Annotated in this window: 16 protein-coding genes; 11 read left to right on the top strand and 5 right to left on the bottom strand. The window is 64.9% G+C overall.

Going from position 1 to position 21,490, the window contains the following annotated elements:
* Positions 1-33 precede the first annotated feature (33 nt).
* Positions 34-2,091 carry a phosphate acetyltransferase gene (pta, locus tag C515_RS0100170; protein WP_028453872.1) on the bottom strand — a complete coding sequence of 686 codons (2,058 nt, stop codon included), beginning with the start codon at positions 2,089-2,091 and terminating at the stop codon, positions 34-36.
* A 262-nt stretch (positions 2,092-2,353) separates the two neighbouring features.
* Between pta and C515_RS0100175 the strand changes: the two genes are divergently transcribed.
* The 8 genes from C515_RS0100175 to C515_RS0100210 all read left to right on the top strand — a co-directional run bounded on the left by C515_RS0100175 (position 2,354) and on the right by C515_RS0100210 (position 13,320).
* Positions 2,354-3,394 carry an extracellular solute-binding protein gene (locus tag C515_RS0100175; protein ID WP_051304459.1) on the top strand — a complete coding sequence of 347 codons (1,041 nt, stop codon included), beginning with the start codon at positions 2,354-2,356 and terminating at the stop codon, positions 3,392-3,394.
* A 192-nt stretch (positions 3,395-3,586) separates the two neighbouring features.
* Positions 3,587-4,420: a BPSS1780 family membrane protein gene (locus tag C515_RS0100180; protein ID WP_028453874.1), complete on the top strand. Its 834-nt coding sequence runs from the start codon at positions 3,587-3,589 to the stop codon at positions 4,418-4,420.
* 283 nt (positions 4,421-4,703) lie between these two features.
* Complete coding sequence (locus C515_RS0100185) at positions 4,704-5,900, top strand: acetylornithine transaminase (RefSeq protein WP_028453875.1); 1,197 nt, start codon at positions 4,704-4,706, stop codon at positions 5,898-5,900.
* Positions 5,894-6,331, top strand: a complete 438-nt coding sequence (locus C515_RS0100190; protein WP_028453876.1) for a GNAT family acetyltransferase — start codon at positions 5,894-5,896, stop codon at positions 6,329-6,331. The genes C515_RS0100185 and C515_RS0100190 overlap by 7 nt, the downstream gene beginning before the upstream one ends.
* Before the next feature lie 256 nt (positions 6,332-6,587).
* Positions 6,588-8,060, top strand: a complete 1,473-nt coding sequence (locus C515_RS0100195; protein ID WP_028453877.1) for a type 1 periplasmic-binding domain-containing protein — start codon at positions 6,588-6,590, stop codon at positions 8,058-8,060.
* Complete coding sequence (locus C515_RS0100200) at positions 8,044-9,495, top strand: ATP-binding protein (RefSeq protein ID WP_028453878.1); 1,452 nt, start codon at positions 8,044-8,046, stop codon at positions 9,493-9,495. Before C515_RS0100195 ends, C515_RS0100200 begins: the two co-directional genes overlap by 17 nt.
* Complete coding sequence (locus tag C515_RS22050; protein ID WP_051304460.1) at positions 9,488-12,409, top strand: ATP-binding protein; 2,922 nt, start codon at positions 9,488-9,490, stop codon at positions 12,407-12,409. Before C515_RS0100200 ends, C515_RS22050 begins: the two co-directional genes overlap by 8 nt.
* Positions 12,406-13,320 (top strand): diguanylate cyclase domain-containing protein, encoded by a 915-nt coding sequence (locus C515_RS0100210; RefSeq protein ID WP_028453879.1) that lies wholly within the window; start codon positions 12,406-12,408, stop codon positions 13,318-13,320. Before C515_RS22050 ends, C515_RS0100210 begins: the two co-directional genes overlap by 4 nt.
* A gap of 401 nt (positions 13,321-13,721) precedes the next feature.
* Here C515_RS0100210 and cueR read toward each other — a convergent pair whose 3' ends face one another.
* The gene (gene cueR / locus C515_RS0100215; RefSeq protein ID WP_373277241.1) at positions 13,722-14,147 is read right to left on the bottom strand and encodes a Cu(I)-responsive transcriptional regulator; all 426 of its coding nucleotides are present in this window, start codon (positions 14,145-14,147) and stop codon (positions 13,722-13,724) included.
* Positions 14,144-16,555 carry a heavy metal translocating P-type ATPase gene (locus C515_RS0100220; RefSeq protein ID WP_028453881.1) on the bottom strand — a complete coding sequence of 804 codons (2,412 nt, stop codon included), beginning with the start codon at positions 16,553-16,555 and terminating at the stop codon, positions 14,144-14,146. Before C515_RS0100220 ends, cueR begins: the two co-directional genes overlap by 4 nt.
* Before the next feature lie 217 nt (positions 16,556-16,772).
* On the opposite strand from C515_RS0100220, the gene C515_RS23360 reads away from it, so the two are divergent.
* The gene (locus tag C515_RS23360) at positions 16,773-17,030 is read left to right on the top strand and encodes a hypothetical protein (RefSeq protein WP_144290269.1); all 258 of its coding nucleotides are present in this window, start codon (positions 16,773-16,775) and stop codon (positions 17,028-17,030) included.
* Here C515_RS23360 and C515_RS22855 read toward each other — a convergent pair.
* Both C515_RS22855 and C515_RS22055 read right to left on the bottom strand, forming a co-directional pair.
* On the bottom strand, positions 17,017-17,175 hold the full coding sequence (locus C515_RS22855) for a heavy-metal-associated domain-containing protein (RefSeq protein WP_081686658.1): 159 nt from the start codon (positions 17,173-17,175) through the stop codon (positions 17,017-17,019). The two genes, C515_RS23360 and C515_RS22855, sit on opposite strands and share 14 nt — an antisense overlap.
* A 69-nt stretch (positions 17,176-17,244) precedes the next feature.
* On the bottom strand, positions 17,245-18,126 hold the full coding sequence (locus C515_RS22055; RefSeq protein ID WP_028453882.1) for a helix-turn-helix transcriptional regulator: 882 nt from the start codon (positions 18,124-18,126) through the stop codon (positions 17,245-17,247).
* Positions 18,127-18,717: 591 nt separating this feature from the next.
* Here C515_RS22055 and C515_RS22060 point away from each other — a divergent pair.
* Both C515_RS22060 and C515_RS18765 read left to right on the top strand, forming a co-directional pair.
* A complete protein-coding gene (locus C515_RS22060) occupies positions 18,718-20,250 on the top strand; it encodes a glycosyl hydrolase family 18 protein (protein WP_051304461.1) in 1,533 nt (510 codons plus the stop codon).
* A 48-nt stretch (positions 20,251-20,298) separates the two neighbouring features.
* Complete coding sequence (locus C515_RS18765) at positions 20,299-21,264, top strand: hypothetical protein (protein ID WP_051304462.1); 966 nt, start codon at positions 20,299-20,301, stop codon at positions 21,262-21,264.
* Positions 21,265-21,490 lie beyond the last annotated feature (226 nt).

Below are 21,490 nucleotides of genomic sequence, written 5' to 3' on the forward strand. Positions count from 1 at the left end.
AATCTCGAAAATGGCTGCAACCCAATACCTCAATCAAGCCCGCATTGCATCGGCCTGGATGGCGGTCAGTGCGATGGTGAAGACGATGTCGTCGACCAGCGCGCCGCGCGACAGATCGTTCACCGGCTTGCGCAGGCCCTGCAGCATGGGGCCAACGCTGACCACGTTGGCGCTGCGCTGCACCGCCTTGTAGGTGGTGTTGCCGGTGTTCAGATCCGGGAAGACAAACACGGTGGCCTGGCCGGCGACCGGACTGTTCGGCGCCTTCTGCGCGGCGACGTCCTTCACCGACGCGGCGTCGTACTGCAGCGGGCCGTCGATCAGCAGGTCGGGGCGGCGGCTTTTCGCCAGCGTGGTGGCCTCGCGCACCTTTTCCACCTCGGCCCCGGCGCCCGACTGGCCGGTGGAATAACTGATCATCGCTACCTTGGGCTCGACACCGAAGGCGCGCGCGCTGTCGGCGCTTTGCAGCGCGATGTCGGCCAGTTCGGTCGCCGACGGGCTGGGATTGATGGCGCAATCGCCATACACCAGCACCTGGTCGGGCATCAGCATGAAAAACACCGAGGACACGATCGACTGGCCGGGGGCGGTCTTGATGAGCTGCAGCGCCGGGCGCACGGTATTGGCCGTGGTATGCACGGCGCCGGAAACCAGGCCGTCGACGCGGTCGGTCGCCAGCATCATCGTGCCCAGCACCACCGTGTCGGAGAGCTGGTCACGCGCCTGCCCGGCAGTCAGGCCCTTGCTCTTGCGCAGTTCGACCATGGGGGCGACATAGTCCTCGCGGATGGCGTCCGGGTCGAGGATTTCCAGCGCCGGCGGCAGGGTGACACCCTGCGCGGCGGCCACCGCCTCGATGGCCTCGCGCTTGCCCAGCAGCACGCACTGGGCGATGCCCTTTTCCTGGCAGATGACGGCGGCACGCACGGTGCGCGGCTCGTCGCCTTCCGGCAGCACGATGCGCTTTTTCGCCGCGCGGGCCTTCTGGATCAACTGGTAGCGGAAGGCCGGCGGTGACAGGTGGGTGGTGGCCGGCATGCGCACGCTGGCGTTCAGCGCTTCCACGCTGAGCTGCTCGGCGATGGTGTCGATCACCGAGTTCATGCGCTCGTGGTCATCCGCCGGCACGGCGGACGGCAGGCGGCTGACATTGAGCGCGGTGTGAAAGCTGTCGGTATCGACGCGCAGCACCGGCAAGCCGGTCTCGAAGGCCTTGCGCGTGAGGTTGAACACGCGCTTGTCGGCCACGCTGTCATGCGTGAGCAAGAGGCCGGCAAGCTGCACGCCATTGCTGGCTGCCAGCGCGGTGGCCAGCATGATGTCATCGCGATCACCCGAGCTGATGATCAGCGCGCCGGGCTGCAGGCGCTCGATGACTTCGGCAACCGAGCGGCCGGCGACCACCGTTTCGCGCATGCGCCGGCGCGAGATTTCGCCCTTGTTGATGATTTCGGCGTCCAGATGGCGCGCGACATCGAGCGTGCGCGGCGCCAGCAGTTCGGGCTTGAAGCGCACCACACCCCAGACCGGAATGTCCAGCTCGCTGCGCGCCTTTTCCTCGTCGAATTCGGCACAGGCCTTGTTGAAAATCACCCCGGCGATCGTGCAGCCTTCCTGGCGCAACTCGCTGGCCGCCACCTTGACTTCATTGATCGAGCCGGACAGTTCGGAGCTGGCCACCAGGATCATGTCGGCATGCAGCGAACGCGCAATGTCGGCATTGAGCCGCGCGGTAAACGGGTGGCTGGCATCCAGGTGCAGGCCTTCGACCACCAGCACGTCCACGCGCAGGCCGCTCTCATCGGTACCCGCCTGCATGCACAGGCTGACGATATCTTCGAGCAGTTCGTCATTCTGATCGGCCGTCACGCGCGTCATGACTTCCTTGGTGGTCAGCGCGGCGGGGCTGTCAATCTGGCAAATGCGCTTGGCAAACAGCTGGGAGCGGTCATTGTCGGTGTAATCCTGGGCAACCGGCTTCACGAAGCCGACGCGCAGACCCTGGCGTTGCAGCGCGCGCACGACACCAAGGGAGACCGAAGTGAGGCCGACTTCCTGCCGGGTGGGGGTAATCAAGAGCATTTGCATGGCGGTTTATCCTGGGCAGCCTCGTGAGCCGCACGATAACAATGATGGGGCGATGATAGTCCTCTAGCCCGCTGCGGACGAAGACCCATTCACACTACGTAACAATATTTCCTTGATTTTTACCGTGTATTGTTCCAGCGCAGACTTGCTGCAGAAAAAAACGCCCCGGGCCGGCCGCCGCGTGCGGGCTCGGCCAGGACGTTCTATATTGACCAGCAAACTGTCCGGATACGCAGCAGCAGGCAGCCACAAGGGAAGGTCGATGGGAAACACGCGCGCTTGGCATACGGTAAGCAGGAATATCGCCGCCGGTCTGCTGGCCGGTTTGCTGGCCACGGCGGCACAGGCAGCACAAACCCTGCGGGTGCTGGCCTGGCCAGGTTATGCCGAACCGGAGCAGGTCCAGCTGTTCGAGAAAAAATACGGTGTCAGCGTCAGCGTGTCCTATGTCAGCTCGGACGACGAACTCTGGCAGCGCGCCAGTCGCAACGATGGCGAGAATTTCGACGTGCTCGCCGTCAATACCGCCGAATTGCAGCGCCTGATCGACCGGCAGCTGGTCATGCCGATTCGCGTCGCCAATATCCCCAACCTGAAAAAGCAGCTGCCGCGTTACCGGAATATCGCCGCACTGAATCGCGACGGCAAACGCTACGCGGTCCCGTATACACACGGCGAGATGGGTCTGATCTACAACCGCAAGCTGGTCAAGACGCCGCCCGCCTCGATTGCCGAACTGTGGAACCCGAAATACAAGGGCAAGGTGCTGGCCTTTGACGGCAGCGCCCACAACTTCAGCATCGCCGCCCAGGAAATGGGCCTGGCCGACCCCTTCAACCTCAACCGCCAGGACATGATGCGCGCGGTCAACCGGCTGATCGCGCTGCGCCGCAACGTCTACACCTTTTACAAAACACCGGAAGAGGCCGCCGACCTGTTCCGCGAAACGCCGATTGCCCTGGTTTACGCCAATTACGGCGAACAGCAGGTGGCGCTGCTGAAAAAGGCCGGCGCCGACATTGGCTATGTTGTTCCCAAGGAAGGCGCGCTGGCCTGGCTGGATTGCTGGGCCATCCTGCGCGGCGCGAAAGACCCGGCGCTGGCCGAAGCCTGGATCAATTTCACGCTGGACCGGGAGATGAGCGAACAGCTGATCAGCGGCCAGGGGCTGGCCAACACGCTGCAGGAATCCGGCAGCGTAGAGCCCAGCGACAAGCTGATCTGGCTGGAGCCGGTCGAAGATCCCGGTGAGCGCGCCCTGCTCTGGAGCCGCATCCTGTCCGGGCACCGCAAGCCGCACTGATTTCGCGGCCTTGCCCATCGGTGCACGCACGGCGCAGCAACGCCCGAGGCTGGCCAGCCTGCATCGTCAGCGGGTGTGGCAAAGCACCACCAGCACATCATGCTGACAGCATGACCTGCAGATACTTCGTATATAGTCGTGCAAGATTGCCATCAGTCTTACGCACTACTATTCATCTGCAAGGACCTTCCCATGAGCCAACACGATCCCTCCTTCAACAACCCGTATGCGGCATCGCAGGTTTCGCTGGAACAGCACCGCGAACTGGACAGCAACTTCATCCCCGATGGCCAGCATGTCGGCGCGGGTTCCGCGACTCGCTGGTTTGGGCTGGGCTGGGATATGTTCAAGCAGGCACCAGGGCCTTGGGTCCTGATCACCATTACCTACTTCGCCATCATGCTGCTGCTGGGCGTGGTGTCGATGATTCCCATCCTTGGCATGTTCACCAGCCTGATCCAGTACCTCGGCATGCCGGTATTGCTGGGGGGCATCTTTCTGGGTTGCCATGCGCTCGACCAGGGTGATGAGCTGACGGTAGGCCATTTGTTTGCCGGCTTTCAGGACAAGCTGGGTCAGCTGATCGTCATCGGCGCACTCTTTCTCGGTCTGATAATCGCACTCGGCATTCTTGTCGCGATCATCGTCTTTGTTGGCATCGGGACCGCCGGGCTCGGCGGCATGATGGGAGGCGATGATGCGGCCATGCTGACCGCCCTGGCTGGCATGGGCGGCATCTTCATCATCCTGATGCTGATCTTTGTGCCCTTGATTCTGCTGGTAAGCATGGTGTTCTACATCGCCCCGGCGCTGGTGGTATTGCAAGGCCTCAGCGGTCTGGATGCGCTGAAATCGGCATGGCGCGGCTGGACCAAGAATCTGGGCGCGCTGCTGGTCTATATGCTGCTCAGCATTTTGCTTGCAATTGTTGCCATGATCCCTTGTGGTCTTGGCTTCCTGATCGCCATTCCCATGTATTTCATTGCGCTCTATGCCGCCTACCGCGACATCTTCCTGGCCTATTAACCCGGCTTGCGATACTGATGCCGCAGTGCAACAAATCGGTTGACGCCACGCAAAAACACCGGGCATGATGAAAACATGAACGCTGCAACCCTCCTCCATTCCGCCAAAGCCATTATTGCGATTCGCCGAGCACCGGCGAAGCGTGGCGCGTTGCCGGAAAAAACGCGGGGAGTGGTGGCTTAGCAAAGCAGTCCAGATTTCCTCCCGGTTTTTTCAGACAACGGGCCACGGTTAACACCGTGGCCCGTTTGTTTTTTCTCCCGCCAGCACAAGGAAACGCAGCATGACGACCAGCCAGATCCAGACCCGCCATCACCTGATGAACACCGCGCACCGCCCGGCGCAGATTTTCATTCGTGGCGAAGGCGCCTGGCTGATCGATGCCGACGAACGTCGTTATCTCGACTGGATGCAGGGCTGGGCGGTCAATGCGCTGGGGCATGCGCCCGCGGCGGTGGCGGCCGCGCTGGCCAGCCAGGCGGCGACGCTGCTCACCCCCAGTCCGGCGCTGCACAATGCGCCGGCGCTGCGGCTGGCCGAGAAGCTCTGTGCGCTGAGCGTCTTCGACCAGGTGTTCTTCGCCAATTCCGGCGCCGAGGCCAATGAGGGCGCGATCAAGCTGGCGCGCAAATGGGGGCGCATCCACAAGAATGGCGCCTTCCAGATCATCACTTTTGGCCGGGCCTTTCACGGCCGCACGCTGGCCGCCATGGCCGCCAGCGGCAAACCGGGCTGGGATGCGCTGTTTCCGCCGGTGATGCCGGGCTTTGCCCGTGCGGAATTCAACAATCTGGCCTCGGTGACCAGGCTGATCGGCCCGCAAACCGTTGCCATCATGCTGGAGCCGGTACAGGGCGAGGCCGGCGTGATCCCGGCCAGTGCCGACTTCATGCAGGGCCTGCGCGCGCTGTGCGACCGGCACGGCCTGCTGCTGATCGTCGACGAGGTGCAGACCGGCTGCGGACGCACCGGACCGCTGTTCGCCTACGAGCAATACGGCATCCGCCCGGACATCATGGTACTGGGCAAGGGGCTGGGGGGCGGCGTGCCGATCTCGGCGCTGCTTGCCACCGACGCGGTCAGCTGTTTCGAGCCGGGCGACCAGGGCGGCACCTATTGCGGCAACCCGCTGGTGTGCGCGGCCGGGCTGGCGGTGCTCGACACGCTGACAGCGCCCGGTTTTCTCGAACACAGCCGGGCACGTGGCGCGCAGCTGGCCGATGGCCTGCGCCGCATCGCGCACGAGCACGGGCTGGGCGAGGTACGCGGCAGCGGCATGCTGTGGGCGCTGGTGCTTGATCGCGCCCAGGCACCACTGATCGCCACTGCGGCGATGGATGCGGGCCTGCTCGTCAACGCGCCCAACCCGCAATGCCTGCGCTTCATGCCGCCACTCAACAGCAGCGCAGCCGAAATCGCGCACGGCCTGCAGGTACTGGCCGAAGTCATGACTACCTTCCGGAGGACACACACATGCTGATTCGCACCTATCAAGCCACCGATCTGGCCGCCGTGCTGGCAGTCTGGGAAGACTGCCACCTGCTGCGCAGCTGGAGCAATCCGGAATACGACATCGCCGTAAAGCTGGCCTTCCAGCCCGAGCTGCTGCTGGTCGCCGCATGCGACGGCCGGGTGGTCGGCACGGTGATGGCCGGTTATGAGGGCCATCGCGGCTGGATCAATTACCTGGGCGTGCTGCCGGCCTATCGCCGGCGCGGCATCGCGAGCGCGCTGATGGCCGAAGCGGAACGCCGGCTGCTGCGCCTGGGCGCACCGAAGATCAATCTGCAAATCCGTCGCGACAATCTGGACGTACAGGTGTTCTACGCCAGCCAGGGCTATAGCGATGATGAAGTCATCGGCTGGGGCAAGCGGCTTGCTCCGGAGCAGCGACAGGGTATGAGTGCATAGCCTTTCATTTAAAAAGGCTACAGGCTAATACCCATCATTAGTATGGCAGAATGCCTTGCAACGGTGCGCGACCGGCCAGCTTGGCGGGTCGCCACCGGGAAGGCTGGCGCGCATTCGGCAAATACGGGTAAAGACCGATTTGCTATACCGGTTGAAGCCCGTGCACAATCGCTTGCCCGCCTTTTCGGCGCGCTGCCCAAGCCGGGCAACACCGTCAGCCACAGGCCCCCGGAACCGCAGGGCAAGGATGCGCCGCATGCTGGATTTCGCCACCGTCACGCTGGAAGACCTGCCGCTTGCCTGTCAGCAGCTGGAAGAGCAGTTCCTGTTCGACATCAATATCGCGCTGCAGCACAGCACCTTGCTCGTCGAGCGCTGCCGTGCGCTGGGCGCGACCAGCATGGCCCGGCCCTGGCTGCTGCATGCACGGATGCAATGGGGCGCCGGCCAGTACGGGCTGGCGCTGAAAACCAGCGACATCGCCGGTCAGGCCATCCGCCAGGAGCAGGCCACCGACTTGCTGGCCGACTATCACCTGCTGCGCGGCCTGATCCAGATGAGCCTCAAGCGCAATGGCCTGGCCGCCGAGGAATACGCCACCGCCATTGAAATTGCGCTGAACCAGGGGCAGATCAGCATCGCCATCGAGGCCTTCATCAGCATTTCGCAATCCTATGGGCTGATCGGCATGGACGAGGAAGCCGAACACCTGCTCGAACTGGGCCACCGGCTGGCCGTGTCGATCAACGACCACAAGCAGATCGGCAAGAGCGCCATCTTTCTGGCCGGCAACCTGATCAACCGGCAACGCTATGCCGAGGCGTTGCGCCTCTTGCAGCAAGCCGAACCCAGCATCCTGCGCCACGGCGATACCACCTGGATCGTCGAATGCGGCAATTACATGGGCGTGTGTTACCTGCAGCTGCAGCAGCGCGAAACCGCCGGCATCTTTTTCGAAAGCATGCTGGCCATGGCCAAGGCCATGAATGCGCTGTGGGGCATGGCCATCACCTCGATCAATTACGCGCGTTATCTGCTCGACGAAAACCAGCCGGACGCAGCGCTGCGCGTGCTGGCCAGCGCGCGCGAAAGCGGCAAGCAGTTCGATATGGGCTTTCTGCAGCGCGAATCGCTGCAGCTGCTCAGCCGGGCGTGCAAGCAGCGCGGCGATTACGGCCAGGCGCTGCAGCACCTGCGCGACTACGAACAGCTGATGCTCTCGCTGGTGCAGGTCGGCACCGCGCAGGATGGCAGCCACAGCCCGCTGCAGCGACAAAGGCTGGAGCGCATCCGCCGGCGGATCAGCGACGTGATGCGCGAATTCGAATACATGTTCAATCTGTTCGCCCCCGGCGAAGCCAGCGTGCGCGGCCAGCAGTTGCGCAACCGCTGCCTGCGCGCGCCGGCCACGCAACAGCTGGTGCGGCTGAGCCTGTACGCCGATCCGCGCAGCCCGGAGCTGGCCGAGCAGAAGATCAGCGGCATCCTGCGACTGACGCTGGCGCTGGACGACCTCTGGCTGCGGCTCGGCCAGGGCAGCTACCTCATCTATCCCGGCCGGGCCGCCACCGGCGCGGTCGGGCAGCTTTGCCGGGAACTCGAGGCGGCACTGAACCGTTTTCCCTGGAGCTGGCACCTGCTGGCTGAGCCCGAAGCCTGCGCCACACCGATCAGCCCGGCCGCCGCGCTGGAGTTATTGCAGGAGATGCGTGGTGCCTACCTGCACTGAAGCCGCCACCGACTATCCCGCCCTGCTCGCCCGCATCGAGCAGGCGCGCGACAGCGAGCAGTTTCCGCCCCCGGGCGTCTCGCTGCCGGAGCTGGTCAGCGCCATGCAGCGCCTGCGCCATCCGGATACCGGCCGGGCGCGCCTGCTGCACGGGATTCATCTGAACAACCGCGCCCAGTATCTCGAAGCCAGCCGCGAGCTCAAGCGGGCCTGCCACGCACTGAGCCTCAACCAGGATCACGACGGCCTGGTCCAGGCGCGGATGTGGCTGGCGGCCAGCCTGCTGCAGCGCGGCATGCTGCGTGACGCCATCCGCCAGGCCGTTGGCGCCATCGAGCTGGCCATCGACCTCGCCAACTACGAAATCGCCATCGAAAGCTATCTGTGTGCCGGGCAGATTTTCCTCGCCCACGGCACCGCCACGGAAAGCGAAACCCTCTATGGCACCGGGCTGGAACTGGCCAACTGGGTCAACCACACCCGGCTGATCGCCAAGAGCAGCGTGCTGCTGGCCGATGTACAGCTCAAGGCCGGCAAAGCGGCGCAGGCCGAGCGCATCCTGCTGCAGGCCGATGCGGCCATCGTGCGGCATGGCAACAACACCTGGCGCGTCGAACAGCTGTGCTTTCTTGCCCGCTGTGCCGCCCTGCAAGGTGGCGAGCCCGAACGCTGCCGGGCGCTGTTTGACGCGGCGGGCGACCTGGCCCGCGAGCGCAAGCGCAACTGGGGGCTGGCCATCACCATGCTGCACCATGCCGAATTCTGCCTGCAGCAGGGCGATGCCCCCGCCGCGCTGGCGAAGCTGGGCGCGGCCGAGCCCTTTTGCTGGGAGCTGGGCGATACGCTGGCCTCGTCGTATTGCGAATGCCACTACCGCATCCGCCGCAGCCTGGGCCAGCCTGACGAAGCGCTGGGCTGGCTCAAGCGCTACGAAGCCGCCATGCTGCGCCAGCTTGCCGACCAGACCCCGCAGCTGCAGCGCATGAGCCAGCGCCAGCAGCAGGCCATCAGCAATCGCCTGCTGCGCCTGCGCATCCAGCTGGAAAAACACGTCGGCTGGCTGGAAGCCAGCGCCCATCACCGCCAGAAACGCCAGCTGCTTGCCCAGCTGCAACAGGCCCGTGCGGGCCAGCAGGTGCTGGAACTGGAATGCCGCCCGGTACCGCCTCCCCATGTACGCGACACGCTGTGTCACCTGATCGACAATCATTGTTCAGCCCGCGATCAGTGGCTAGAGTATGGCGAACGACGTTTCCTCATCCTGCCCGGGCGCCAGGATGCGGCACTTGAAGCATTCTGCCAGGCCATGCTGGACGCCCTCACCCACTACCGCTGGGAGCGGCACGGCCTGACCAACCCCGAATTCCGCCTGTTGCGCCGGCATGACCTTGATCGGGTCGCCCGGCAGCTGGCCACGGAGATCGCCCATGAATGAGCTGGCAGCCGGATTGCTGCAAGGGCTGGACAAGCTGCTGCATGGCGAGGCGCGCGAATACCCGCAGGCGCTGGTGCTGGCGGAACAGCTCGAGAACGCCGCCGACACGCGCGAGCTCAAGGCGCGCGCGCTCTACCACCAAGGCGAAGCATTGGAGAACATGGGGCGCTTCCAGGAAGCGGAAGAGCGCCTGAATCGCGCGATGACGCTGGCCGAACGCGCCCGCGACAACGCCACGCAGCTGCTGATCGCCGATGTGCTGGGCAAGGTGAATTACACGCTGGGGCAGACCAATGCCGCCTTGCGCTGCTGGAGCCGCGGACTCGAACTGGCGCTGGATGAAGGCTCGCTGGCGGCCTACATCAATTTTTATGTCGGCATCGGCGGCATCTACATGCTCTACGGCATGCACGAGGAATCGCTGCACCATCACCTGAGCGCGCTGGAGTACTCGCAGGAACTCGACGACCCGCGCCTGCGCCTGAAGCTGCACATCTGGCTGGCCAGCGACTACAACCAGCTGGGCCGGCACGCGGAAGCGCTGCAGCAGCTCGGCCACAGCCGCGAGATCGCCGCCGGGCTGCCGGCCGGCAGCGAACGTACCGAAATCGGGCTGCACAGCGGCAATGCCTGGTGGGGACTGCGCAATCTGGAACATGCCGCCCAGTCCTACCAGGACACCATCCTGCTGGCGCACCGCTACAGCAGCATGTGGTGCCTGAGCCCCTGTCTTTTGGGGCTGGCGCGCATCCGCCGCGAACAGGGGCAAAGCGATGTCGCGCTGAAACTGGCGCGCGAGGCGCTGCAGGCCGCCGAGCAGAACGCCGCCCCTTTCCAGGAACAGCAAAGCCTGGCGCTGCTGTCGAGCATCGAAGAGGAACTCGGTCTGGGCGAGGATGCGCTGGCGCATTATGAAGCGCATACCGAACTGAACCTGCGCATGGCGCGCGACCGCAATCTCAACCAGCTCGAAAGCAGCACGCTGCGCAAGATCCGGCGCATGGAAACACGCATGCAGCTGCTGAAAACCGAGCAGGAGCGGCAAAAACTGCAGGAAGAAAGCATACGCCAGCAGGCGGCGCACCTGGCCGAGAAGCAGTCGCTGCTGGCCATCAACCAGGCCAAGAGCGACTTTCTGGCAATGATCAGCCATGAGATCCGCACACCGCTGACCGGCGTGATCGGCATGCTGCGTCTGGCGCTCAAGCAGCCCGAGCTGGCCGCCACCACGCGCGGCCAGCTCGATACCGGGCTGGAAAGCGCCGAGCTGCTGCTCGACATCATCAACGACATCCTCGACACCTCGAAAATCGAAGCCGGCAAGCTGGTGCTTGAAGACATCCCCTTCGACCTGCACCGGCTGATCGGCCAGGTCACCGGCCTGCTGCACGGCCGCGCCCGCGGCAAGGGTCTGGATTTCCGTGTCGAAATCCGCCACCTGCCGCAGCAAACCTATCTGGGCGACCCGACCCGGCTGCGGCAGATTCTCTTCAACCTGATCGGCAACGCCATCAAATTCACCGATCAGGGGCATGTCACGCTGACCGTCTGGTACGAAGCGCCGCTGCTGAAATTCACCGTTGCCGACAGCGGCATCGGCATGGATGCCGATACACGCTCGCGCCTGTTCCGCAAATTCGAGCAGGCCGACTCCTCGACCACGCGCCGCTTTGGCGGCACGGGCCTGGGCCTGGCGATCTGCCACGGCCTGGTGCAGCTGATGCAGGGCGGCATTGCCGTGACCAGCGCGCCGGGCGAAGGCACCACCTTCCGCGTCGATATTCCGCTGGCCATCATCGATACCGCACCGGACGAAGCGCAGCATGGCGAAGCGCCACAGCAGCTCAGCCACCAGCTGAAGGTGCTGTATGCCGAAGATGTGCCCACCAACCAGCAGCTGGTGCAGGCCCTGCTCAATGAAATGGGCATGGACATCGTGCTGGTGGACGATGGCCAGCAGGCGCTCGAGGCGCTGGCGCGCGAAGACTACGATGTGGCGCTGATGGACTGGCGCATGCCGGTGATGGACGGCATGACCGCCATCCGCCACCTGCGCCGCGGCGGCCTGCCCGACGTGCGCGTGCGTGACCCCGACCTGTACGTGATCGCACTGACGGCCAATGCCTCGGAACGCGAACAGGAAGCCGGCGCACACGCCGGGCTGAACGAATACCTGCTCAAACCCATCGACCCGCAGGCATTGCAAAGCGCGCTGCAGCGCGCCATCCGCTACCAGCTGGCCCGCGGCAAGACACTGCCGCCGCTGATCCGGCATTCACCGGCGCTGACCGGCAAGAGCGAGCAGGCGCCCTGGCTGATGCATCTGGCCGATGCCGGCGTCGACATCGCCGCCGCCCTGCCCCGGCTGAATTTCAACAATGCGCGCCTGAACAACTGGCTGCGGCAATTCTTCCGCGAGCAGCAGGCGCTGATGGACCGGCTGGCCGCCGGCGAGCCGCCCGGCCAGCCCCTGCTGGAACGCGTGCACGCCATGCGCGGCGTTGCCGGCACGCTGGGCCTCAACGAGCTCTTCCACCTCGCCACCGGGCTTGAGCAGGCGCTGCGCCGGCAGGATGCCGACATCGACTATCACCCGCTGCTGGCCGCCTTTGCCGGCCTGCGCGAACGCGTGCTGGCGGCCCTGCCCGACAGCAGCCCGGCGGCCCGGCCACCGGCGCGCGGCCGGCAGCTGCAGCGTTTGCCGGACGCGCTGGCCGACGAGGTGGCGGCGCTGCAGCAGGCGCTGGACAACAACAGCCTGCGCGCCCGGCGTCTGCTGGAAACGCTGCTGCTGCACGCCCCCGAAACACGCAACCTGCTTGCGCCACTCGACCAGGCGCTGGCCCGGCTTGACTACCCGGCCGCCCGCGCCGCCCTGGCCGCACTGACCAGCCCCGAGGAGAACCGGCCATGAACCCTGCCGGCAGCTATATCCTGGTCGTTGATGACCAGATGCAGAACATCGAATTGCTCGACAGCCTGCTGGGCGAGGAATTCGAAATCCGTTTTGCGCTCGACGGTGAAGCCGGGCTGCGGCTGGTGCAGCAGCAGGCCCCCGAGCTGATCCTGCTCGACGTGCTGATGCCCGGCATGGATGGTTACACCCTGTGCGCCCTGCTGAAGGACAACCCGGTTACGCGCGACATTCCGGTGATCTTTCTCACCGCGCTGGCCTCGCCCGAGGAGGAAACGCGGGGGCTGGACGCGGGCGCCGCCGACTACATCACCAAACCCTTCACTCCGGCCGTGGTGCGCGCGCGCGTGCGCAACCACATCGAACTGAAGCGCGCGCGCGACATCCTGCTGAGCCTCTCGCAAACCGATGGCCTGACCGGGCTGGCCAACCGCCGCTTCCTCTTCGACCGGCTGGCCAGCCTGCTGCCGCAGCCGGAAGCCGCCAGCCACAGCCTGGGGCTGATTCTTGCCGACGTCGACGATTTCAAGCGCTACAACGACCAGTTCGGCCATCCCGCCGGAGACCTCTGCCTGCAGCGCGTGGCCGGCGTACTGCGCGCGGCGCTGCGTGGCCAGGGCGACCTCGCGGCGCGCTATGGCGGCGAGGAATTCTGCTGCCTGCTGCCCGACGCCACGCTGGACACGACACTGGCCATTGCCGAACGCATCCGCCACGACATCGAGGCGCTGGCCATGCCGCATTGTCAGCAGGCCCATCACCCGGTGGTCACGCTCAGCCTGGGCGCCACCTTCAAGCCGGCAGGCCGGAATCAGTCGCTCGACGAGCTGCTGAGCCAGGCCGACCAGGCCCTGTATCAGGCCAAGGCCGCCGGCCGCAACCGCGTTTCGGCAGCACTCGGCCCGCAATAAGCCTGCGACCGACATCGAGGCTATCGTGCGCCAGGTATTTGCAGGACCATGGGAATCACCGGCATTCATCATGGGTATATCGTTACAGCCATTCAGGAGCAATGGCTACAGCGACATACCCAATCGACCAACCTGATTATGTCTCTCTTTCAGAAACCCTTTTTTCGTCATGCCCGCGAAGGCGGGCATCCAGAGCAAAGCTTGATTTCACACGCTCATCTGGATTCCCGCGTACGCGGGAATGACGATTCTGAAGCAGAGACATAATCAGGTTGATTAATCACCTGATTGACCACTTCGGCTGCTGCTGCGCCAGCACGAGGCCGGGTACGCACAGGTTTGCGCTAGGCCCTCTGGCCGTGTGCCAGCAGTACTCCGGCACGTGCCGCCCGGCGCGGCCATCAATCCGGGCCGGGGACATGCTCCGGGCACCGACCCGGCTCGGCCAGCCCGGCAAGGATGGGGCAGTCCGGACGCTGGTCACCCGCGCAGCTGCCCACCAGTGCGGCCAGCGCCGCCCGCATGGCCTGCAGGCTGGCGATGCGCTCATCCAGCTCGGCCATGTGGCTGGCCGCCAGCCGTTTGACATCGGCACTGCTGCGCTCCTGGTCCTGCCACAGCGACAGCAGCGTGCGGATCTGCTCCAGCGAAAACCCGAGCACGCGCGCCTGGCGGATGAAGCGCAAGGCATGCAGGTCACGCTCGGCATACAATCGGTAGCCCGCTGCCGAACGCGCGCCGGGACGGATCAGACCCAAACCTTCGTAATGCCGGATCATCTTGGCCGAAACGCCGCTCGCGGCAGCGGCCTGCCCGATATTCATCATGCCCTTTCCTCCCTTGCGCCGGCAGCGGCGCGCCAGCGGCGCAGCAGCAATGCATTGCCCACCACGCTGACGCTGGATAGCGCCATCGCGCCACCGGCCACCATGGGATTGAGCAGGCCCAGGGCCGCCAGCGGTATGCCGACCAGATTGAAAATGAAGGCCCAGAACAGATTCTGGCGGATTTTGCGGTAAGTATGGCGCGAAATGTCGAGCGCGGCGGCAACCAGCCGCGGATCGCTGCGCAACAGTGTCAGCCCGGCAGCCTGCATGGCCACATCGGTTCCCGAGCCCATCGCGATGCCGACATCGGCGGCAGCCAGCGCCGGGGCATCGTTGATGCCGTCACCGACCATCGCCACCACACGGCCATCGGCGCGCAATTCGGCCATGGCGGCGGCCTTGCCGTCGGGCAGCACGCCGGCGACGATGCGCTGCAGGCCCAGCTCGCGGCCGATGCGTTCAGCGGCCCCCTGGCTGTCGCCGGACAGCATCACCGTGGCCACACCCAGCTCATGCAGACGCGCCACCGCGGCGCGTGCACCGGGACGGGCCTCATCGCCAAAGCACAAGAGGCCAAGCAGACGCCGGCTGTCCGCTTCCGCCAGCCAGGCCAGGCTTTGTCCGGCGGCATGCGCGGCGGCCTCCTGCTGCTGCAGCGCAGCCAGGGCAATGCCGTGTTCCTGCATCAGGCGGGTATTGCCCAGCAGGTAGCGGACGCCGGCAACGTCGCCCTGCATGCCCCGGCCCGGCAAGGCGCGTACTGCGGCGGCCGCGCTGACCGGCAGACCGGCTGCGCTGGCCGCAACGGTCACCGCATGGGCCAGGGGATGGGTACTGCCGCGCTGCAGCGCGGCGGCCAGCGCCAGCACGGCGCCGGTATCGCCACCGAGCGCATGGCTGGCCTGCAGGCGGGGCTTGCCGGCCGTCAACGTACCGGTCTTGTCAAAGGCGACGACGCGCACGCGATGCGCCAGCTCCAGCGCTTCGGCGTCCTTGATCAGGATGCCCTGGCGCGCGGCGACGCCGGTTCCCGCCATGATCGCCGCCGGTGTGGCCAGGCCCAGCGCGCACGGGCAGGCAATCACCAGCACGGCCACGGCGTTGAGAATGGCGGTCTCGATATCGCCCGTCCACCACCACCAGCCCGCCAGCGTCAGCAGGGCAATCAGCAGCACCACCGGGACAAATACGGCGCTGATGCGATCCACCAGCCGCTGCACCGGCGCCTTGGCCGCCTGGGCGGCCTCGACCATGCGGATCATGCGCGCCAGCATGCTTTCGGCGGCCACCGCGCTGGCCGTGACCAGCAACAGCCCATCCAGATTGAGGGCGCCGGCACTGACGCGCGCCCCCGGCCCCCTGCTCACCGGCAGGCTCTCACCACTGAGCAGGGCCTCATCGAGCTGGCTTTCGCCTTCGCTGATCACGCCATCGACCGGCACCTGCTCGCCGGGACGCACCACCAGCAGATCGCCCGGCTGCACGGCCTCGACGGCGAGGTCGGTGTCCACCCCGGCGCGGCGCACGCGCGCCGAACCCGGGCGCAACGCCTGCAGGGCGCGAATCGCCGCGCTGGTCTGGCGGCGGGCTCGCGCTTCCAGCCATTTGCCCAGCAGCACCAGCGTGATCACTACCGCCGAGGTCTCAAAATACAGGTGCGCACCGGCATGTCCGGCATGCAGCCACCACTGGTAGAGCGACAGGCCATAGGCGGCCGAGGTGCCCAGCGCCACCAGCTGATCCATATTCCCCGCACCGGCCAGCAGGGCCCGCCAGCCGGCGCGGTAAAAGCGTGCGCCAAGCCAGAACTGCACCGGCGTTGCCAGCAGGAACTGCCAGAGGGCCGGCATTGACCAGTGCTCGCCCCAGAACGCCGCCAGCATCGGCACGACCAGCGGCAGGGTCAGCAGTGCGGCCAGCACCACCGGCCAGCCCTCGCGCGCTTCCCGGGATACAGCGGCCGTCTGCTCTGCCGGGCTGGCCCGATAACCGGCTGCGGCCACGGCAGCGACCAGGGTTTCCACCGCCACTGGCGGCAACACCTCCACCGTCGCCACTTCCGCAGCGAGATTGACACTGGCCGACACCACGCCATCCACGCCGTGCAAGGCCTTCTCGATCCGGCCGGCACAGCTGGCGCAGCTCATGCCGCCAATCGCCAGCCGGACCGAGCGGGTGCGCAGCGCATAGCCTGCCCGGGTGACGGCATCGGCCAGGCTTGCCGCCGGCAGGCCGGCATCGACCTCCAGCGTGGCCGTCTCGCTGGCCAGATTGACGCTGACCGCGCGCACGCCGGCCAGACGGCCCAGCGCACTTTCGATACGGGATACGCAACTGGCGCAACTCATGCCGCTGATGCCGAACTGGATGCGCCCGGTGGCGGCGGAAGAAACAAGCGGACCGTTCATGGTATCGACTCCTGTCTGGGTGAGGGTGATGCCAGCATCGGCCTTGCCACAATGGGAAGGTCAAGCGGCAGGGCCGCCGTTTTCCCACCATCCGTCCGCCAGACATGACAACGCCCCTGCACGCAGGGGCGTTGGTGGTGCGCGCCGGGCGCTCAGCTGCGCGGCCGGGCGGGATAGCCGATTGCGGCCAGCGTGGCGCAGACACCAGGCTCTGTTGATGTTTGATTACTTTTTACGCAGCCCCGCCAGCTTGCCGGGGCGCGAAACCAAGCGCAAGCAAGTACGGGTACTTGCGAGCATTGGTGACAAAGCATCCGGCAAGAATGGCGGGGCTGCCCGAAGGGCGATGGGCTCTTTTGCCTCATTGCGGCGTTATTCGCCGCTGACAGTACCGGTACTGCGGCGCGGCGAATGCCTTGCACTGAGGCAAAATAGCCCATCGCGTAAAAATCAATCAAACATCAACAGAGCCTAGCCTCTGTTTCAGCAGTCTCCACGGTCAACAGCCGGGCCGCGCGATCCAGAGCGATGCGGGCATCGGTATCCAGCTCCAGCAGTGCGCGGCGGATCTTGCCTTCGCAGCTGGCGCAGCCAATATTGGCGACTTCGAGGGTGTACATGGTGCTCTCCTGAAAATAACGGTCAACAGCGACCGTGAGCCCAGCATCGACCTTGCCACCGTGGCAAGGTCAAGCCCCCTCGGATGCCGCGCCGCCGCGCGCCATGACACTGGGAGGCACACCGAAGTGCTGGCGAAAACGCCGTGAGAAGCTGGCCAGCTCGCAATAGCCGACCCGTGTCGCCACCGCATGCACCGGATGGCCGTCCTGCAAGAGTTCGCGCGCGCGCTGCATGCGCAAGCCAAACACCAGCTGGCCGGGCGCCTGCCCCAGATGCAGACGGCACAGGCGATGCAGATGGGCCGGCGTGATGTGCAGTTTGGCGGCAAGGCGCTCATTGCTCCAGTCATCGGCGGGCTCGCGCAGCACGGCATTGAGCAGCAGCTGCAGCTCATGCAGCCGCCCGTCCTGCGGCTGATGGTCAGCCAGCGCCCGCTTGAGCTGCTGCCCGAGCAGATCCAGCGCGGGAATCATCAGAGCGCCGGGCTGGCCGGCATTGGCCAGGCTGGCCTCGCGCTGGAACAGCGACACGGCATCCCACAGGACGTGGCCTTGCGCCGACTCGCCCACCCAGCACGACGGCTGATCGAGAAAGGCCCAGCGCGCATCGTCGCAAAGCAGAAACCACACATGCGGCATCACCGCCGCGCCGCTGCGCCGAAAGCCGCGCCGCCCGCCGCGCGGCAGCACCCCGAACTGGCCCGGACCCACCCGCCAGCGCTGCTCGCCCTCAAACAGCTCGGCCTCGCCATCCAGGACAAAGAGCAGTACATGAAAGGGTGCATCGATGCGCTCGACCTCGCACAGGCCATCGGGGGCACCAATGCCGCACATATAGAGGCCACGCGCGCGCATCGGCGGGCAGGACGCGTCATGAAACACATGCGCCCCGACCAGCCGGCCGACCGGTTTGTCCTCAAGTTCAAAGCGTTCGTAATAGATCGTCGCCATGGCGGTGCGGCACGTGATGATTGGACAAATTGCCAACAAGAATCCGACATTCCACTGGGCATGACAAGGGTATAGATTGTCTTCGCACTGTCTCTGTTCGTAGGTTCTGTTGACGTTTTGTTTGCGCTGCCCGTTTGTGCTGTTTTTGGCCTGAAACAAGGCGCGAAGCCCGATGCATGGCATTCCATGTGAGGGCTTTGCAACGCAGGGTCAGGCCAAAAACAGCCAAACCCGGCGGGCTGGGCGCTTTTTGTGCCGACTCTGCGTTGTTGCATCGCTGACATAACCGGTTATGCGGCGCTCGCAACGCCTTGATTCGGCACAAAAAGCGCGCCAGCGGGAACGCAAACAAAACGTCAACAGAACCTCATACGGCACACTTGGGCAACACCGAAGGATGCACGCAGCCACAAACAGGGTATATGCACACAACCTAATATATAAGCAGGCCGCAAGCGCATACCCCTACCATTGGTAGTGGAGGTGCAGCAAGGTCAGCACAGAAAATACGGCCACGCCCGCAATATGCAGGGCGAATCCGGCCAAGGCCCGGCACAGGGTCGCAAACCAGATGGATGGATGGAAACGAACATGGCAGAACACAGGCAGCAAGGGCACGCTCCCCCCGACCGGCGCCACCAGGCCAAAGTCTGGCGCGGCGCCGGGCACCTGGCCGGCGCGCTGGCCCTCCTGCTGGCACAGGGACTGGCATTCGCAGCAGACTGGCAGTCCGGCAACACTTACAACCGCGGCGATGTGGTCAGTCACCAGGGGCAGGGCTGGCAAGCCCAATGGTGGAGCAAGGGTGATACCCCCGGTGGCGCCAGCGGCGCCTGGCTGAAGGTGCAGACCGCCGGCGAGCAGGGCTGGCAAACCGGCCAGGCCTATCAGGGTGGTGCGAAGGTCAGTCACAATGGCCAGCACTATCAGGCCCGCTGGTGGACACTGGGCGAGGAGCCCGGCAAGCGCGAGGTCTGGGCGCGGCTCGGCCCCGGGCACAAGGTGGTCGGGTATTACATTTCCTGGGGGCAGTACAAAACCTTTGGCAATTACGATCCGCTGAAGATCCGCGGCCACCTCTATACCCATATCAACTACGCCTTTGCCGGCGTCGACGCCAGCGGCCGGGTCCACCTGTCCGACGAAGGCGCATGGGATGGCAGCCGGGGCTGGGGCGACCGCGCCAATTTCGCCAAACTGCCCGAGTTGCGAAAGCAGTATCCGCACCTGAAGCTGCTGATCGCCATCGGTGGTGGCGGCAAGGGCTCGAAGCATTTCTCCAGCGCCGCACGCTCACCCGAAAGCCGCCAGCACTTTGCCGACAGCGCGGTGGCCTTCATGCGCCAGTGGGGCTTTGACGGGCTGGACATCGATTGGGAATTCCCCACCTTCGCGGTGCATGCCGAGAACGAATGGTCAGCGGACGACATCAATAACTTCCCGCTGCTGTTCAAGACGCTGCGCACCACGCTGGATGCCGCCAGCAAGGCCGATGGCAAGCAGTATCTGCTGACGATGGCTTCGGAAGCCAACCCGGCCAATCTGGTGAAATACGACTGGAAAACGGTCGCCACCAGCGTGGACTGGATCAACGTCATGAGCTACCAGTACGCCGGGCCATGGTCACTGGAATCCGGCCACATCGCGCCGCTGTACGCCGACCCGCTTTCGGGCAAACCGACCAGGTACAACGCCGACGGCACCATCCAGACCTATCTGCAGCAGGGCGTGCCGCGCGAGAAGCTGATCATGGGGCTGGAGTACAACGGCCATATCTGGACCGGTTGTCCTTCGGAAAACCAGGGCCGCTATGTGCGCTGTACCGGCATCGGCAAGAGCACCTGGGACTACCCGACCGAGGGCGCGCTCGATTACCAGGACATCAAGCACAACTACGTGAACAAGCATGGCTATGTTCGCTACTGGTCTGATGCCGCCAAGATGCCCTGGTTGTTCAACCCGGACAGCGGCAGCTTCATCGCCTATGAAGACCCGGCGTCGATCGGCGAGAAACTGCAGTACCTCAAGCAAAACCGGCTGGCTGGCGCAATGGTCTGGGAAGTCACGGCTGACCGCGAGGACGATCTGGCCAGACAGGTGGCCGGGGCACTGCTGGGCCAATGAATCCGCCCGCAAGCGGTTCCCGGCCACACCATCACAGGACGCATTCACATGAAAACCGTATACACCGTACTGGCCATGACGCTGGCCGCTCTGTCCGCCGGCGCGCTCGCCGACGACGCCATGGCGCAACTCAGCCTCAATTGCAGCAACAACCCCAAGGCGCTCAAGCATGCGCTGGAACGCAAGGCACGCGATGCGGACAAGGTGCGCTTTGTCATCAGCGGCGAATGCCATGGTCCGCTGACCATCGAGCGCAGCGGTGTTGAAATCATCGGGGACAACCGTCAGCCCGCCACGCTGCGCGTGCTGCAGGCCGCAGGTGAAAGCGCAGCAATTCTCGTGCAATCAGCCAGTGTGAAACTGGGCAATTTCACGATTGCGGTTCCGGCCGGCATGGGCGCGGTCAAGGCCCAGGCGAATGCCACGGTGAGCATCGACCGCATCACCACCAACGCACAAAGCGACTGGAGTGCTCCGCGCGCCCAGTATGTCGTTACCGACAGCAGCAGCCTGTTCCTGGCCAACCAGACCGGCGCCGACGTGCTGGTGATTGGTGCCTCGTCGGCCGATTTTGCAGCCGGCAATAGCGGCGTGGTGCTGGACGTGCGCGATACCTCGGCGGCGAAATCCAGCGGCAGCGGCAACCATTTCCAGCGCGTGCAGCTGTCGGCCAGCGGCTATCTGCTGGCTGACAACAAGGCACGCATCGATGCGCTGGCGATCTGGGGCAAGTCTGCCGCCGAAATCACCCGCGAAAGCGCGGTCGGCCAGCTGGACATGGGCGGGCAAACCCTGTTTGCCGCCTATGGCAATTCCTCGGTTTCCGGCCCCTACGGCATTTACGGCAATGTGGTGCTGGAGCTGAGCGACTCGACGGCCACCTGCTGGAAGGCGCTGGACAAGCCGCATTCGATCTTTGTCGGCAACAACGCCAGGGTGAATGGCACCGTCTACCCGGGCTGGACCTGGGCCGGCCAGGACGGCAACGCCACCGATTGCTCTGCTAGCCGCTAACAGGCTGGTGAACACAGCTTGTGGCCCGTTTTTTTTCGGCTATGTACCAAAACCGTGTTGTGGTCTTGAATTCGTCATTCCGGCGCAGGCCGGAATCCAGTGGTTCCGGTTAAAAATGCAGTCTGGATACCGGCTTTCGCCGGTATGACGAAGTGGTTTCTCATGCTTCTGTGACACAACATGGTTCTGGGACAGAACTTTTTTACGGCGAAGCCGTAAAAAACGC

This window comes from Chitinilyticum litopenaei DSM 21440 (assembly GCF_000428145.1).
Classification (GTDB): domain Bacteria; phylum Pseudomonadota; class Gammaproteobacteria; order Burkholderiales; family Chitinibacteraceae; genus Chitinilyticum; species Chitinilyticum litopenaei.

Excerpts from the sequence above, each read along its gene's own strand:
- pta (WP_028453872.1), bottom strand. The coding sequence starts at position 2,091 with ATGCAAATGCTCTTGATTACCCCCACCCGGCAGGAAGTCGGCCTCACT.
- C515_RS0100175 (WP_051304459.1), top strand. The coding sequence starts at position 2,354 with ATGGGAAACACGCGCGCTTGGCATACGGTAAGCAGGAATATCGCCGCC.
- C515_RS0100180 (WP_028453874.1), top strand. The coding sequence starts at position 3,587 with ATGAGCCAACACGATCCCTCCTTCAACAACCCGTATGCGGCATCGCAG.
- C515_RS0100185 (WP_028453875.1), top strand. The coding sequence starts at position 4,704 with ATGACGACCAGCCAGATCCAGACCCGCCATCACCTGATGAACACCGCG.
- C515_RS0100190 (WP_028453876.1), top strand. The coding sequence starts at position 5,894 with ATGCTGATTCGCACCTATCAAGCCACCGATCTGGCCGCCGTGCTGGCA.
- C515_RS0100195 (WP_028453877.1), top strand. The coding sequence starts at position 6,588 with ATGCTGGATTTCGCCACCGTCACGCTGGAAGACCTGCCGCTTGCCTGT.
- C515_RS22050 (WP_051304460.1), top strand. The coding sequence starts at position 9,488 with ATGAATGAGCTGGCAGCCGGATTGCTGCAAGGGCTGGACAAGCTGCTG.
- C515_RS0100210 (WP_028453879.1), top strand. The coding sequence starts at position 12,406 with ATGAACCCTGCCGGCAGCTATATCCTGGTCGTTGATGACCAGATGCAG.
- cueR (WP_373277241.1), bottom strand. The coding sequence starts at position 14,147 with ATGATGAATATCGGGCAGGCCGCTGCCGCGAGCGGCGTTTCGGCCAAG.
- C515_RS0100220 (WP_028453881.1), bottom strand. The coding sequence starts at position 16,555 with ATGAACGGTCCGCTTGTTTCTTCCGCCGCCACCGGGCGCATCCAGTTC.
- C515_RS23360 (WP_144290269.1), top strand. The coding sequence starts at position 16,773 with ATGTTTGATTACTTTTTACGCAGCCCCGCCAGCTTGCCGGGGCGCGAA.
- C515_RS22855 (WP_081686658.1), bottom strand. The coding sequence starts at position 17,175 with ATGTACACCCTCGAAGTCGCCAATATTGGCTGCGCCAGCTGCGAAGGC.
- C515_RS22055 (WP_028453882.1), bottom strand. The coding sequence starts at position 18,126 with ATGGCGACGATCTATTACGAACGCTTTGAACTTGAGGACAAACCGGTC.
- C515_RS22060 (WP_051304461.1), top strand. The coding sequence starts at position 18,718 with ATGGCAGAACACAGGCAGCAAGGGCACGCTCCCCCCGACCGGCGCCAC.
- C515_RS18765 (WP_051304462.1), top strand. The coding sequence starts at position 20,299 with ATGAAAACCGTATACACCGTACTGGCCATGACGCTGGCCGCTCTGTCC.